Source organism: Streptomyces sp. NPDC052701, from assembly GCF_040678355.1.
In the GTDB taxonomy this organism is placed as follows: domain Bacteria; phylum Actinomycetota; class Actinomycetes; order Streptomycetales; family Streptomycetaceae; genus Streptomyces.
Genome location: NZ_JBFATO010000001.1, coordinates 518,532 through 532,258, shown reverse-complemented (window position 1 = coordinate 532,258; position 13,727 = coordinate 518,532). Strand labels below are relative to the sequence as shown.

Genomic DNA, 13,727 nt, shown 5'->3' with positions numbered 1-13,727 from the left:
TTCTCACAAACTCATGTTCAAATGGACATCACTGTGTTAGAAATGACCCATGGGTGTCGCCGATCGTCTGGACCTGACCCTGCGGTTGGTGCAGGGCTCCGGCCAGTTGTCCGTGTCGGAGCTCTCCCGGCGTCCGGGGGTCTCGGAGATGACCGTGCGCCGCGACCTGGACGCACTGGAGCGCCAGGGCCTGGTGCGCCGGGTGCGCGGCGGGGCGATCGCCGACCGCCCCCGCGAGCAGGGCGGGGGGTTCGCCGCACGGGAGCAGTGGCAGTCCGCCACCAAGGACCGCCTGGGCGCCGCCGTGGCCGCCATGGTGGAGCCCGGCTCACGCGTGCTGCTGGACGCCGGGACCACCACCGTGCACGTCGCGGAGCACCTCGCCGCACGCGCGCCGCTGACGGCCGCCGCACTGAGCCTGCAGACGGCGCTGCGCCTGGCGGACCGCCCGGGGACCGACCTCCTCGTCGTGGGAGGGCGCTCCCGCCCCGGGGAACGCTCGCTGGTGGGACCGCTGGCCCTGCGCACGCTGGAGTCACCGAGCCTCGACTGCTTCGTGATGTCCATCGGCGGCGTGCACGCCGAGCACGGCTGGTCGGAGTTCTCCCTGGACGACGCGGCCGTCAAGCGGGCCGGGCTCGCCCAGTCCGCCCGCACCGTCGCCGTCGCGGACGCCACCAAACTCGGCGTCCGGGCCTTCAGTCAGGTCGCTCCGCTCGACGCCGCCGACCACTTCGTCACCGACGCCGCCGACGACGACCCGCAGACCCATCCCAGCGGCCCGGCCACCCTCAAGGCCCCGTGGCAGTCGGGTGTCGAGACCCACCTGGCCTGACACGCCTTCGCATACTCCCTTTCGCCCACTTCCCGTCAAGGAGCAGTTCCGTGCACACCGCCGCGCGCTCGCTGATGATCCTGGTCGCCGGACCGTACCGGTCGGGCACCGGCGACGACCCCCGCAAACTGGAGGCGAACGTCCGGGCCATGAACGAGGCCGCTCTGAAACTCTTCCGCGCCGGTCACCTCGGTGTCACCGGTGAGGCCCTCGCCCTGCCGCTGCTGGAGAACGCCGGCAGCACCCGCCCCGGTGACGCGGCGTACCAGGAGATCTTCCACCCCGTCGCCGAGCGGCTGCTGGACCGCTGCGACGCGGTGCTGCGGATCGGCGGCCCGTCCGAGGGCGCCGACCGGATGGTCGCCCGGGCGCGCGCCCGGGGCAAGGCCGTGTACACCGGCCTCGACGACGTCCCGGCCGCCCGGTGACCGCGGGCGTCGACACACCGGACCGGCGTGGCCGCACCGGCCTCGACCGGCACGGCCGCGACCTGACCGGCAACCCCGGGGTGCGGATCGTCGACGTGGAGGTCCTCTCCTGCGACTGGTACGTCCTGCGCAGAACCACCTTCGACTACCGGCACGGCGACGGCCACTGGAGCCGCGAACAGCGCGAGACCTACGACCGCGGCGACGGCGCCACGATCCTCCTCTACGACGCCGACCGCGAAACCGTCCTGCTCACCCGCCAGTTCCGCCTGCCCGCCTACGTCAACGGGCATCCCGACGGGATGCTCGTCGAAAGCGCGGCCGGCCTGCTGGACGGCGACACCCCCGAGGAGGCGGTCCGCCGGGAGGCGGCCGAGGAAACGGGCCACGTCATCGGAACCCCCGAGCACCTCTTCGACGTCTACATGAGTCCCGGCTCGGTCACCGAACGCCTGCACTTCTTCGCCGCCCCCTACCGGGCCGCGACCGGCACGGCGACGGCGCTGGGCGTCGCCGACGAAGGCGAGGACATCACCGTCCTGGAGCTGCCCTTCCGTGAGGCGCTGGCCATGATCCGCAGCGGTGGCATCGCCGACGCCAAGACCGTCATGTTGCTGCAGTGGGCGGCCCTGGACGGCCCGTTCGCGCACATCCGCGCATCCGCCCGCCGGTGACGGACGCACAGCCCGACCGCAGCGAGCGCCGCCTCCCGGCGGCGTTCCCGCACGACCCGACTCATCGCAGGGAGAAGTCATGACCCACCGCACCCGTCTGGCCGCGGCCGGCGCTCTGGCCGCCGCGCTGCTCGCGGCCACACCCGCCGTCGCGGCCGCGGCCGGCGCCGCAGGGCCGTACACCTGGACCGTGGAGAAGGGCCACGTGCTCGCCTGCGCCGGGGAGGAGGACGGGCTGCGCGTGGCCGTCGAGCTCTACGAGAACTCCGCCTTCGACACCCACGCCCAGGTGTCCGTGCAGACGGCAGGGACCCGGTACCTGCGCGGCGGGGAGACGGAGGGCGGCCTGTTCGACAACGGCACGATCTCCCGCCGCCTGGTCGTCGCGGCGCAGGAGGAGGCGGCCGGGTCCTCGGAGACGGTGGTCGTCAACGGCTCCTACGTGCCCGCCGGTCCGCGCGAGCGGGTCCACGAGGTGTACGACGAGCCGTGGGGCCGGGTCGTGTCCAAGGGGTGGAACACGCCTCTGTCTGCCGCGGTCACCGTGGACGCCCTGGGACAGCGGGTCGACCTGACGTGCGACTCCGCCTTCGCCTTCGACCTGAAGGTCCGCCGCCCCGCCGACGGCGGAAACTGATCTCGCGCCGGGCACCGCTCCTGGTGTCGGCACACGTCGTCACCAGGAGCGGTGCCGGGCCCGGCGATCGGCGAGGGACCCGGGTGCTTGACGCGCACCGCCCGGCCATGGGTCGCTCTGAGGGCCGGGGCGCCGCCTCGCCCCGGCTCGAGGTCCCACCGGGCCCCGGCGAAGACGGTGTTGCCCGACCAGATGTCCGTTCCCACGAACGAGGTGACAGCCCCATGAGCATCATCGACCTCGCCGCGCTCGGCGAGTCGTTCACCCGCGACCCCTACCCCGTGTACGCCCGGTTACGGGCCCAGGGCCCGGTGCACCGCGTCCGGATGCCGGAAGGAGGCGCGCAGGCCTGGCTCGTCGTCGGATACGAGGCCGGACGCGCCGCGCTCGCCGACCCCAGGCTCTCGAAGGACTGGAGCAAGGCGTCACCGTCCCTGCCGCTGGGTTCCGTCTCCTCCGGCCCGCACATGCTCAGGGCCGACCCGCCGGACCACACGCGGCTGCGCAAACAGGTCGCCCGCGCCTTCACCGCACGGCGTGTGGAGGCACTCGCCCCGAGCATCCAGAAGACCACGGACGCGCTGCTCGACAGGATGCTCACCGCGCCCGGTGGGCGCGCCGACCTCGTCGAGGCGCTGTCCTTCCCGCTGCCCATCTCGGTGATCTGCGAGCTCATGGGCGTTCCGGACCTGGACCGCGAGTCGTTCAGGACGTGGTCGAACGACGCGCTCGGCGCCACCGACCCCGAGGTCCGCAAGGCCGCGGCGGCCTCGATGGCGCACTACATGGCCGATTTGGTGGACGGCAAGCGGCAGCGGCCAGGCGACGACCTCATGAGCGCGCTGATCCACAACCCGGACGACGACGGCGACAGGCTGTCCCGCGAGGAACTGGTGGGCATGGCCTGGCTGCTGCTGGTCGCCGGCCACGAGACCACCGTGAACCTCATCTCCAACGGTGTCCTCGCCCTGCTGACCCATCCCGGGCAACTGGCCGCCCTGCGCGCGGACCTCTCCCTCGTGGACGGCGCGGTGGAGGAGATGCTGCGCTACGAGGGACCGCTGGAGACGCCCACGTTCCGCTTCACCACCGAGCCGGTGACGATCGGCGACACGGTCATCCCGGGGGGCGGCGAACTCGTCCTGGTCGCCATGGCGGACGCCAACCGCGACCCCGCCCGCTTCCCCGCGCCCGACCGCTTCGACATCTTCCGTGACACCCGCGGCCATGTGGCGTTCGGCCACGGCATCCACCACTGCCTGGGGGCTCCGCTGGCCCGCCTGGAAGCGCGGATCGTCTTCAGGACGCTGCTGGAACGCTGCCCCGACCTGGCCCTGGACATCCACCCGGCAGCGATCACCTGGCGGCCGGGCATGATGATCCGCGGCCCGCGCAGTCTGCCCGTCCGTTTCACCGCGTAGGCCGGCGGCGGCCGCGCGCCGTCCCCGGCTCATCAGGGCCCGGGCGCACGCCCCGGGCCCTGAAGGGGCCTTCGGCGAACAGGGTGTGGCCACGACGGCCGGCGCCGGTCGTCTTCCCGAACCGCCGGTTCGCGGGACCGGCGTCCAGGACGGCTTCACCGCTCCGCGTCCCGGGAGGGACCGCCGGGACGATCACCGTCCGCCGTACGGGGCATGGCGCTGTCGCCCCGCCGGTCCGGGTGAGCCGGCCGGGCCGGCGGGCGGGCCAGGTCGTCGGACGGCGGAGGAGTCCCACCGGCCGGCTCGTCCCGTGAGCGTCCCGGCGCTTCACGCCCCCGGCTTCCACGGACCGTCCCGGACGGGTTCTTCACGTCCGGCGTATCGCGCGTCCGCGCGCGATCTTTCCGCGGGTCATTCCGTCTCACCGCCCGTGGGGGGCCATCGCCATGTCCGCATCAGTGGGCTCCGTCCGCGTTCCGCCAGTTGGACGACGACACGGCGGCGGCGCTGCGCGCCGGATTCCCGCGGGAACAACGGGAGCGTGACACGGCCGGTCTGCGTGATCTCCTCGCGCGCGAGGAGATCACCGTCGACGACCGCAGCCTCGGCCACCTCGTCGATCTGCTGCTCGGCCCGTTGCACCACCGAGTGCTCGTGTCCGGTTCGCCCATCGACGAGGAGCTGGTGGACACCACGGCCCGGCTTACGCTCACCCGCGCGCGAGCTGTCGGCCGAGGCCCCCTGACATCGATCGCGGCCACCCGGCGCACCGCCTCGTCGAACGGCAGGCCCGGACATGACCGACCGCAGCAGGCTTCTGTTCGTTCCTGTTGAAAACCTTCGCCTTTCGTGAACGTGCACGCCTGTTGACGTGCCTGAGACAAGGCCTCTACTTTCCACGGAAAGCGCTTGCTGGAGAGTGAGCCGCCATCCGCTCAGTACAGCGCCCCGAGAAACACCTTCTTCGCCATGCCCGGAAACATCTGTAGAAAGGGCTGTCCCCATGCGATTATCCAACCGCTGCGTGTCTCGAGCCGGGCTGGTCGCCGTCGCACTGGTCACCTCCTTGCTGACCACCGCACCCGTCGGCCCCGCCTCCGCCGCCCCTTCGGCCCCTCCCGCGTCCTCCCCTTCCGCTTCCGCCGCGACCGCCGACGGCTTCGCCTCCGTCGACGCCCTGGGGCAGAACGGCACCACCGGCGGCGCGGGCGGCGCGGTCGTCACGGCCGCCACCACCGCGCAGTTCCTCGACTACATCTCCCGCCCCGAGCCCCTGGTCGTGCAGGTCAGCGGCACGATCACGCTGCCCACCGGCTCCAGCGACGGCATGCACCCGGTCGCCTCGGACAAGACCATCGTCGGCCTGGGCGGCACCGCCCGGCTGACCGGCGGCGGTCTGCACATCGGCCTCCCCGCGAGCGACGGCGTCACCTCGCCCCCCGCCGGCGCGGTGCACAACGTCATCATCCGCAACCTGTCGTTCGACGGAGCCACGGACGACCTGATCAACATCCAGATGTTCTCGCACCACATCTGGATCGATCACAACGACTTCTCCGACGGCAACGACGGCGCCGTGGACATCAAGCGCGGCTCGGACTTCGTCACCGTGTCCTGGAACCGCTTCCACAACCACGACAAGACCCTGCTGCTCGGACACGACGACGACAACGCCGCCCAGGACCGCGGACGGCTGCGCGTCACCTACCACCACAACTACTTCGACGCCTCCGACCAGCGCAATCCGCGGGTGCGGTTCGCCGAGCCGGTGCACGTCTACAACAACTACTACCGCGACAACAGTTACGGCGTCGTCTCCGCCATGGACGCCGGGGTGGTGCTGGAGGGCAACTACTTCCACAGCGTCAACAACCCGGCCCGGGTGGACTTCAGCGGCGGCCTCGGCCGCCTGGTCGCGCGCGACAACGTCCTCGTCGAGTGCAACCACCCCGTCGAGACGCGGGGTCCGGTCGTCGAGCCGCGCACGTACTACGCCTACACCCCGCACCGGGCGGCCGAGGTCCCGGCCGTCGTCCCGGCCGGGGCCGGCGTCGGGAAGATCTGAGGAACGGAGACGACGATGAGGAACCTCCCCTCCCTCAGCCGCCGCGGCCTGCTCGCGGGCGCCGCCGCCACCGCGGCCTCCGCCGCCCTGCCGGCCACCGGCACGGGCGGCCGCGCGTGGGCCGCCGGGCCCGCTTCCGCACGGCGGACGCGGACCGCCGCGGCGGCGCAGAGCGCCGACGGCTTCGCGGGCGTCCCCGCACTGGGCCTGTCCGGCACCACCGGCGGCGCCGGCGGCCCGGTGGTCACCGTCACCGACGCCGACACGTTCCTGGACTACTGCGACCGCGACGAGCCCTACGTCATCCAGGTCTCGGGCACCCTGCGCATCAGCAGCAAGCAGGGCGTCCGCTCGAACAAGACCATCGTCGGGCTGGGCACCGGCGCGGAGATCACCGGCGGCGGCCTGGACATGTACCGCAGACAGAACGTGATCATCCGGAACCTGCGGTTCACCGGCGCCGACGACGACTCGATCAGCATCCAGCAGTCCTCGCACCACATCTGGATCGACCACTGCACCTTCAGCACGGGCGCGGACGGTCTGATCGACATCGTGCGCGGCGCGGACTACGTCACCGTCTCCTGGAACCACTTCCGCGACCACAGCAAGACCATGCTGATCGGCCACTCGGACGCCAACGGCAGCCAGGACCGGGGCAGGCTGCGGGTCAGCTTCCACCACAACTTCTTCGACGGCACGGCCCAGCGCCACCCGCGCGTCCGCTTCGGCGAACCCGTGCACGTCTACAACAACTACTACCGCGACAACACCCTCTACGGCGTGGCCTCCACCGAGGACGCGGGCGTGCTGGTGGAGGGCAACTACTTCGAGAACGTCGCCCACCCGATCTACTCCGGCTACGACGAGAGCGGACCCGGCCGGGTGGTGGAACGGAACAACGTCTACGTGCGCTGCGGGCAACCCGAGACGCTCGGCACCGTCGTCGAGCCGCGCACCTTCTACGCGTACACCCTCGACGCCCCCGCGGACCTCCCCGTCATCGTGCCCGCCGGTGCCGGCGCCGGCCGGATCTGAAGGAGCCCTCGTGTCCGAAGTTCCCCCGATCACCCGCCGCGGCCTGCTGGCGGGCGCCGCCGCCGCGGCTTCCGTCGCCCTGCCGGTCGTCGGCGCGGCCCCGCGCGCCCGGGCCTCCACCGCCCCGGACCGGCTCGCCGCCGTGGCGGCGCAGGCCGCCGACGGCTTCGCGAGTGTCAGCGCCCTCGGCCTGACCGGCACCACGGGCGGTGTCGCCGGGCCCACCGTGACGGTGACCGACGGCGCCCAGCTCGCCGACTACGCGGGCCGCAACTCCCCCTACACCGTCCTGGTCTCCGGCCGCATCGAGATCGACGGCATGATCACCGTGGTGGCCGACAAGTCGATCCTCGGCGTCGGCTCCACCGCCGAGATCACCGGCGGTGGTCTCCAGCTCGGCTCCACGACCCGGCCCGGCAACAACGTCATCATCCGCAACATCCGCTTCACCCACGCCTCCGACGACTCCGTCAGCGTCACCAACCGCGCCCACCACGTGTGGATCGACCACTGCGACTTCTCGCAGGGGTACGACGGACTGCTCGACATCAAGCGGGAGTCGGACTACGTCACCGTCTCCTGGAACCGCTTCCACGACCACAGCAAGACGTGCCTGCTGGGCCACAGCGACAGCCACACCGCCGACCGGGGCAAGCTGCGCGTGACGTACCACCACAACTTCTTCGACGGCACCGACCAGCGCCACCCGCGCGTCCGGTTCGCCGAGCCGGTGCACGTCTACAACAACTACTACCGCAACAACCGGCTCTACGGCGTGGCCTCCACCGAGGACGCGGGCGTGCTGGTGGAGGGCAACTACTTCGAGAACGTCGCCCACCCGGTCTACTCCGGCTACGACGAGAGCGGACCCGGCCGGGTGGTCGAGCGCAACAACCTCTACGTGAACTCCGGGGCGCCCCAGACGCTGGGCACGGTGATCGAGCCGCGCACCTTCTACGCGTACACCCTCGACGCCCCGTCGACCGTCCCCACCGTCGTCCCGGCCGGCGCCGGTGTCGGCAGGATCGCCTGAACCCGGGAGGCACACGATGCACCGCAAAGGCACCCTCCTCCTCACTGCCCTGGCCGCACTGACCGCCACGGCCGCCGCTCCCTCACCCGCCCCCGCGGCCCCTGCCGTACCGGCGGAGTCGGCGCCCACCGGATTCGCGAGCGTCGACGCGTGGGGCCAGAACGGCACCACCGGCGGCGCGGGCGGTCCGACCGTGACCGTCTCCACCGCCGCCGACCTCATCGCCGCCGTCAAGGCCGAGGGCCCCAGGACCGTCCGCGTCAACGGCATGATCACGCTGCCCGCGGGGATGTACGACGTCAGCTCCGACAAGACGATCGTCGGGGTCGGCGCGGGTTCCGGCATCTCCGGCGGCGGCCTGAACATCGGCCTCCCGGCGAGTGACAGCGTCACCTCGCCGCCCGCGGACGCCGTGCACAACGTCATCGTCCGGAACCTGACGTTCAAGAACGCCAGTGACGACTCCATCAACATCCAGATGTTCTCGCACCACGTCTGGATCGACCACAACGACCTGTCCGCCGGGTACGACGGGCTGCTCGACATCAAGCGGGGATCCAGCTACATCACCGTCTCCTGGAACCACACCCACCACCACACCAAGAACATGCTGCTGGGCCACTCCGACAAGAACGGCGCCCAGGACACCGGCCGGCTGAAGGTGACCTACCACCACAACTGGTACGACCGCACCCCGCAGCGCAATCCGCGCACCCGCTTCGGCGACCCGGTGCACATCTACAACAACTACTTCCTCGACAACAGTGACACCGGCCCGGCCTGCAACGCGGACTCGGGCTGCTTCATCGAGGGCAACTACTTCGACGACGTCGAGGAGCCCATGACCAACAGCTACTCGGGGCCGGAGGGCAGCATCGTCGAACGGAACAACGTCTTCGTCGGCGACACCGGCGAACCGGTCACGGGCGGCAGCGTCGAGGACCCGGCGGACTACTACGACTACACCGTCGACGACCCGCGCACCGTCAAGGACGCCGTGATGCGGGGCGCGGGCCCGGGCACCATCGGTCTGTGACAGGCCGTCCCGTCCGGTGGGTCCACGGTGGCGGACGAGCGTGCGGACGGTGCGGATGAGGGCCGTGGAACCCTCGGTTCCCGCCCGCAGTGCCGGTGGAGCCCGGCCCGGATTCGGGGCCGGGTTCCACTCGGTGGGACCTCGACGAGCCGTCGGACCCCGATCCGGAGGCGCCGTGCTCCAGTGGCCGGAGCCGCCGCAGCGCTTCGAGCGCGTGCCCCGCGCGGCGGGGCCCTCGGCGTGTCCCGCGGCGCTGGTGCGGGGCGCCCGGGCGGTGGGCGCGAGGTGGCCGCGGAGGGGGCGGCCGGCCGGCGAGGGCCCTCCGGGACGGGGCGGCACCACCCCGGTCGCCGTCCGCTGCGCGGGGGCGGCCGCCGCCGGACCCACCGTGCGCAACGTCTCCGTGCCGCGGGACAGCAGGCGTCCACCACCGTCCGCGGCGTCGGCCCGGAGTCCGGACCGGCTGCGATCCGGGTCCGGCTCACGACGCACCGGGAACGGGCCCGGATCCCGTGAACAGCCGAGCGGGACGGCGCAAACGGCTGACCACAGTAGCCGTGCGGGCGCCATCAGAAGAGGTTTTTGATGCGTCTTCACTTGGCGGTGGGCGCACGAGAGGGGACGCAGCGGAGGGTGCGCCCCGGCATGCGCCCACGGGGGTCGTCCGTGCTCCTCTTGCTGCCGGCCGGACGGCTGACCAGACGGGTCCCGTGATTTAGCCTCGCTGGCATGACCGGTCCCGAGGACGACCCGCCCGCGGGTTCCGGGGACGCGTCAGGGAGCTCCACGGGCGACGACGGCACGGAGGTCCCACGGCCTCGCCGGCCCTCCCCTGGACGAGGCCTGCTCGCCCGGCCGATCCACCGAACCGACCGAAAGAGGGGCCCCAGCCATGAAGATCGTGTCCGCCGAGGTGATCGTCACCAGCCCGGGACGGAACTTCGTCACCCTGCGCATCACCACCGAGGACGGCATCACCGGCCTCGGTGACGCCACGCTCAACGGCCGTGAACTGGCCGTCCGGTCCTACCTGGACGATCATGTCGTGCCCCTCCTCGTCGGGAGCGACGCCTCCCGCATCGAGGACACCTGGCAGTACCTCTACCGGGGCGCGTACTGGCGGCGCGGTCCCGTGACGATGGCGGCCGTCGCGGCGGTCGACACGGCGCTGTGGGACATCAAGGCCAAGAGCGCCGGGATGCCCCTCTACCAGCTCCTGGGCGGGGCGTCCCGCACCGGCGCCCTGGCCTACGGGCACGCCTCCGGCCGCGATGTGCCCGAACTGCTCGACTCCGTGCGCGCGCACCTGGAGCTGGGCTACCGCGCCATCCGCGTCCAGACCGGGATCCCCGGCCTCGGCCCGGTCTACGGCGTGGCCGCCTCCGGCGCGGGCGGCGGGGAGCGCTACGACTACGAGCCCGCGCGCCGCGCCGCCGGCGGGCGGCCCCTGCCCGCGGTGGAGACCTGGGACACGCGCGCCTACCTGCGGCACGTTCCCACCGTCTTCGAGGCCGTGCGGGCCGAGTTCGGCCCCGAACTGCCGCTGCTGCACGACGGGCACCACCGGATGACGCCGATCCAGGCCGCCCGGCTGGGCAAGGCGCTGGAGCCGTACGACCTGTTCTGGCTGGAGGACGCCACACCCGGGGAGGACCAGGCGGCCCTGCGTCTGATCCGGCAGCACACCGTCACACCGCTGGCGATCGGCGAGGTCTTCAACTCGGTGTACGACTACACCACGTTGTTGAGCGAGCGGCTGATCGACTACGTGCGCTCCGCGGTCACCCACATCGGCGGCGTCACCGCGATGCGCAAGCTCCTCGACCTTGCGGCCGTCCACGGCGTCAGATCCGGGATGCACGGCCCGACCGACATCTCCCCGGTGGGCATGGCCGCCGCGCTCCATCTGGACCTGGCCGTCCACAACTTCGGCATCCAGGAGTACATGCGGCACTCGGAGCGGACGCTGGAGGTCTTCCGCACCTCCTACCGGTTCGAGGACGGGCTGCTGCATCCGTCCGACACCCCGGGGCTGGGCGTCGACCTGGACCTCGAGGCGGCGCGCCGCTTCCCGTACCAGCCGGCGTACCTGCCGGTCAGCAGGCTGCGGGACGGGACCGTGCACGACTGGTGAGCCGGGCCCGCCCCGGCCGCCGCACCGGAACGACCGGCCGTCCCGTGATCCGGGACCGGCTCACCGACATCGCCGCCGCGGTCGCGGCGGCCCGGGCCGGGCCCGGGTCCGGGTCCGGCGCCCGGGCCGACCACGTTCCGACGTACCGTCGGATGCCGCTCCGGCAACGTGACGGCGCTCCCCCGCCGGCTCAGACGGTCCCGTCCGCGGTCGCGAGGATGTCGGCGACGGCCGCGCGGGCCGCCTCGCGGTCGTGCGGGACCAGGCCGATGCGGGTGCGCCGGTCCAGCAGGTCGGACTCGTCGAGGGCGCCCTCGTGGCGTACGGCCCACAGGAGTTCGGCCTTGGTGACCGGGTGGCCGGGGACGACGGGGCGGCCCAGGTCCGGGTCGGCGAGGGCCAGGGCGTGGACCGCCGGGGCCTCGGTGCCGTAGCGGCGGACGAGGCGGCCGGGCGCGTCGACGGCGGCGAGGGCGGCCCGGCCGGCGGCGCCGACGAGGGGGAGGGCGCGGGTGCGGCACGGGCCGGCGGTGAGGGCGCGTGCGGCGACGGCGGCGTCGACGGCGTCCTGGGCCATCCGCCGGTAGGTGGTGAGCTTGCCGCCGACGACGGTGACGACACCCTCGGGCGAGGTGAGCACGGCGTGCCTGCGGGAGATGTCGGCGGTGCGGCCGGGGCCTTGCGCGCCGGAGGTGTCGAGCAGGGGGCGCAGTCCGGCGAAGGCCCCGACGACGTCCTCGCGGCGCAGGGGGGCATCGAGGGCGGAGCCGAGGACGTCGAGGAGGAAGCCGATGTCGGTCTCGGGCACCTCCGGCACGTCCGGGACGTCGCCGTCCACGGGTTCGTCGGTGAGACCGGCGTACACCCGGCCGTCGCCCTGGGGCAGGACGAGCACGAAGCGGTTGCTCTCGCCCGGGACCGGGATGTGCAGGCCGGCGGCCGGGCTGCCGAGGGCGTCGGAGCGCAGGACGAGGTGGGTGCCGCGGGAGGGCCGCAGCCGGATGCCGCCGACGAGGCCGCCGGCCCAGACGCCGGTGGCGTTGATGACGGCGCGGGCCCGGATGTCCAGCTCCGTGCCGGTGAGTTCGTCCCGGACCCTGGCGCCCGAGCCGTCGAGGGCGAGGGCGCGGGTGCGGGTGAGGATCCGGGCGCCGTGGGCGGCGGCGGTGCGGGCGATGGCGGTGACCAGGCGGGCGTCGTCGGTGAGTTGGCCGTCCCAGGAGAGCAGTCCCCCGCGCAGCCCGGTGGGGCGCAGGGCGGGGGCCATGTGCCGGGTCTCGACGGCGGTGAGGGCGCGCGGGGCGGGGAGGGTGGCGCGTGGGGTGCGGGCGGCGGCGCGCAGCAGGTCGCCAGCGCGCAGTCCGGCCCGGGCGAGCGCGGCCTGTCCGCGCGGGACGAGCGGGGTCAGGGGGAGGACGAAGGGCTGGGCGCGCACCAGGTGGGGCGCGGTGCGTTCCATGAGGACGCCTCGTTCCACGGCGCTTTCGCGGGCGACGTCGAACTGTCCGCTCGCGAGGTAGCGCAGTCCGCCGTGGATGAGTTTGGAGCTCCAGCGGGAGGTGCCGAACGCGATGTCGTGGGCGTCGATCGCGGCGACGGTCAGGCCTCGGCCGGCGGCGTCGAGGGCGGCTCCGGCGCCGGTGGCGCCGAGGCCGACGACGAGGACGTCGACGCGGGCCCCGTCGGCGAGTCCGGCGAGTTCCCGGGCGCGGCGCTGCGCGTTCAGCGAGGAGGCGCCGGGGTTGCCGCTGGGGCTGCTCATGGGGCGAGGGTCCTCTCCAGGAGGGTGCGCAGCTCTTCCAGGAAGGCGGCGTCGGTGAGGTCGGGGTCGGACTCGTCGGTCATCGTGCGCAGCGAGAGCGTGAAGGACTGCACGACCAGGAGCAGGGAGCGGGCCTGGCGGTCCGGGTGGGCGCGGCGGACCGACCCGTCGGCGTGTCCTTCGCCCAGGGCGCCGGTGATGAGGCCGAGGAAGGCGTCCTGGCTGGCGCCGCGGCGGTCGAGCACGTACGGCAGGAGCAGTTCGGGGTCGACGTCGAGGATCTTGTGGAAGAGGGGGTGGGCGCGGAAGGCGGCGACTCCGGCGACCAGTCCGCCGACGAGTCTGGCCCGGGTCGGGACGGCGGGGTCGGGGGCGGGCATGGCGGAGACGGCCAGGGCGATCCACTCCCTGGTCATGAGGTCGCCGACGAGGGTCCGCACGTCGGGCCAGCGACGGTAGAGCGTCATCCGGGACACGCCGGCGCGCCGGGCCACGTCGGTCAGGGTGGTCCGGCGCACGCCGACGGCGAGGACGCAGTCGCGTGCGGCGTCGAGCACGGCGTCCGCGTCCGACTGGTTGTGACGAATGGGCGTCATCTGTCACAGTGTAATGCCAGTGCAGGCCGCCCGGCGCGGCGCCCCGCGAGACCGACGTGAGGAACGAC

The 13,727-nt window shown here is 72.8% G+C and carries 13 protein-coding genes; 11 read left to right on the top strand and 2 right to left on the bottom strand.

Annotation, left to right across the window (positions count from 1 at the left end; translation table 11 throughout):
- The first annotated feature begins 49 nt into the window (after positions 1-49).
- The 11 genes from AB0L29_RS02165 (at position 50) to manD (ending at position 11,301) form a co-directional block, all read left to right on the top strand.
- Positions 50-835: a DeoR/GlpR family DNA-binding transcription regulator gene (locus AB0L29_RS02165; RefSeq protein ID WP_365822364.1), complete on the top strand. Its 786-nt coding sequence runs from the start codon at positions 50-52 to the stop codon at positions 833-835.
- A gap of 74 nt (positions 836-909) precedes the next feature.
- Positions 910-1,263 (top strand): DUF4406 domain-containing protein, encoded by a 354-nt coding sequence (locus AB0L29_RS02160; RefSeq protein WP_365822683.1) that lies wholly within the window; start codon positions 910-912, stop codon positions 1,261-1,263.
- On the top strand, positions 1,260-1,937 hold the full coding sequence (locus AB0L29_RS02155; RefSeq protein ID WP_365822362.1) for an NUDIX domain-containing protein: 678 nt from the start codon (positions 1,260-1,262) through the stop codon (positions 1,935-1,937). Before AB0L29_RS02160 ends, AB0L29_RS02155 begins: the two co-directional genes overlap by 4 nt.
- A 79-nt stretch (positions 1,938-2,016) precedes the next feature.
- Positions 2,017-2,574: a hypothetical protein gene (locus AB0L29_RS02150; protein ID WP_365822360.1), complete on the top strand. Its 558-nt coding sequence runs from the start codon at positions 2,017-2,019 to the stop codon at positions 2,572-2,574.
- Positions 2,575-2,798: 224 nt separating this feature from the next.
- Positions 2,799-3,995: a cytochrome P450 gene (locus AB0L29_RS02145; protein ID WP_365822358.1), complete on the top strand. Its 1,197-nt coding sequence runs from the start codon at positions 2,799-2,801 to the stop codon at positions 3,993-3,995.
- A gap of 483 nt (positions 3,996-4,478) precedes the next feature.
- On the top strand, positions 4,479-4,829 hold the full coding sequence (locus tag AB0L29_RS02140; protein ID WP_365822356.1) for a TetR-like C-terminal domain-containing protein: 351 nt from the start codon (positions 4,479-4,481) through the stop codon (positions 4,827-4,829).
- 190 nt (positions 4,830-5,019) lie between these two features.
- Positions 5,020-6,060 carry a pectate lyase gene (locus AB0L29_RS02135; RefSeq protein WP_365822355.1) on the top strand — a complete coding sequence of 347 codons (1,041 nt, stop codon included), beginning with the start codon at positions 5,020-5,022 and terminating at the stop codon, positions 6,058-6,060.
- A 15-nt stretch (positions 6,061-6,075) separates the two neighbouring features.
- Entirely contained in the window at positions 6,076-7,098 is a 1,023-nt protein-coding gene (locus tag AB0L29_RS02130) for a pectate lyase (protein WP_365822353.1), read from the top strand.
- Positions 7,099-7,108: 10 nt separating this feature from the next.
- Positions 7,109-8,131 carry a pectate lyase gene (locus tag AB0L29_RS02125; protein WP_365822351.1) on the top strand — a complete coding sequence of 341 codons (1,023 nt, stop codon included), beginning with the start codon at positions 7,109-7,111 and terminating at the stop codon, positions 8,129-8,131.
- A gap of 16 nt (positions 8,132-8,147) precedes the next feature.
- The gene (locus AB0L29_RS02120; protein ID WP_365822350.1) at positions 8,148-9,167 is read left to right on the top strand and encodes a pectate lyase; all 1,020 of its coding nucleotides are present in this window, start codon (positions 8,148-8,150) and stop codon (positions 9,165-9,167) included.
- Positions 9,168-10,059: 892 nt separating this feature from the next.
- On the top strand, positions 10,060-11,301 hold the full coding sequence (manD, locus tag AB0L29_RS02115; protein ID WP_365822348.1) for a D-mannonate dehydratase ManD: 1,242 nt from the start codon (positions 10,060-10,062) through the stop codon (positions 11,299-11,301).
- Positions 11,302-11,491: 190 nt separating this feature from the next.
- On the opposite strand, the gene AB0L29_RS02110 is transcribed toward manD, so the two are convergent.
- Both AB0L29_RS02110 and AB0L29_RS02105 read right to left on the bottom strand, forming a co-directional pair.
- On the bottom strand, positions 11,492-13,063 hold the full coding sequence (locus tag AB0L29_RS02110) for a glycerol-3-phosphate dehydrogenase/oxidase (RefSeq protein WP_365822346.1): 1,572 nt from the start codon (positions 13,061-13,063) through the stop codon (positions 11,492-11,494).
- Positions 13,060-13,659 carry a TetR/AcrR family transcriptional regulator gene (locus AB0L29_RS02105; protein WP_365822344.1) on the bottom strand — a complete coding sequence of 200 codons (600 nt, stop codon included), beginning with the start codon at positions 13,657-13,659 and terminating at the stop codon, positions 13,060-13,062. The genes AB0L29_RS02110 and AB0L29_RS02105 overlap by 4 nt, the downstream gene beginning before the upstream one ends.
- Positions 13,660-13,727: the final 68 nt, after the last annotated feature.

Bases quoted from the DNA above. Each gene is read 5' to 3' on its own strand.
- manD (WP_365822348.1), top strand. From the start codon at position 10,060: ATGAAGATCGTGTCCGCCGAGGTGATCGTCACCAGCCCGGGACGGAAC.
- AB0L29_RS02160 (WP_365822683.1), top strand. From the start codon at position 910: ATGATCCTGGTCGCCGGACCGTACCGGTCGGGCACCGGCGACGACCCC.
- AB0L29_RS02145 (WP_365822358.1), top strand. From the start codon at position 2,799: ATGAGCATCATCGACCTCGCCGCGCTCGGCGAGTCGTTCACCCGCGAC.
- AB0L29_RS02165 (WP_365822364.1), top strand. From the start codon at position 50: ATGGGTGTCGCCGATCGTCTGGACCTGACCCTGCGGTTGGTGCAGGGC.
- AB0L29_RS02110 (WP_365822346.1), bottom strand. From the start codon at position 13,063: ATGAGCAGCCCCAGCGGCAACCCCGGCGCCTCCTCGCTGAACGCGCAG.
- AB0L29_RS02150 (WP_365822360.1), top strand. From the start codon at position 2,017: ATGACCCACCGCACCCGTCTGGCCGCGGCCGGCGCTCTGGCCGCCGCG.
- AB0L29_RS02105 (WP_365822344.1), bottom strand. From the start codon at position 13,659: ATGACGCCCATTCGTCACAACCAGTCGGACGCGGACGCCGTGCTCGAC.
- AB0L29_RS02130 (WP_365822353.1), top strand. From the start codon at position 6,076: ATGAGGAACCTCCCCTCCCTCAGCCGCCGCGGCCTGCTCGCGGGCGCC.
- AB0L29_RS02120 (WP_365822350.1), top strand. From the start codon at position 8,148: ATGCACCGCAAAGGCACCCTCCTCCTCACTGCCCTGGCCGCACTGACC.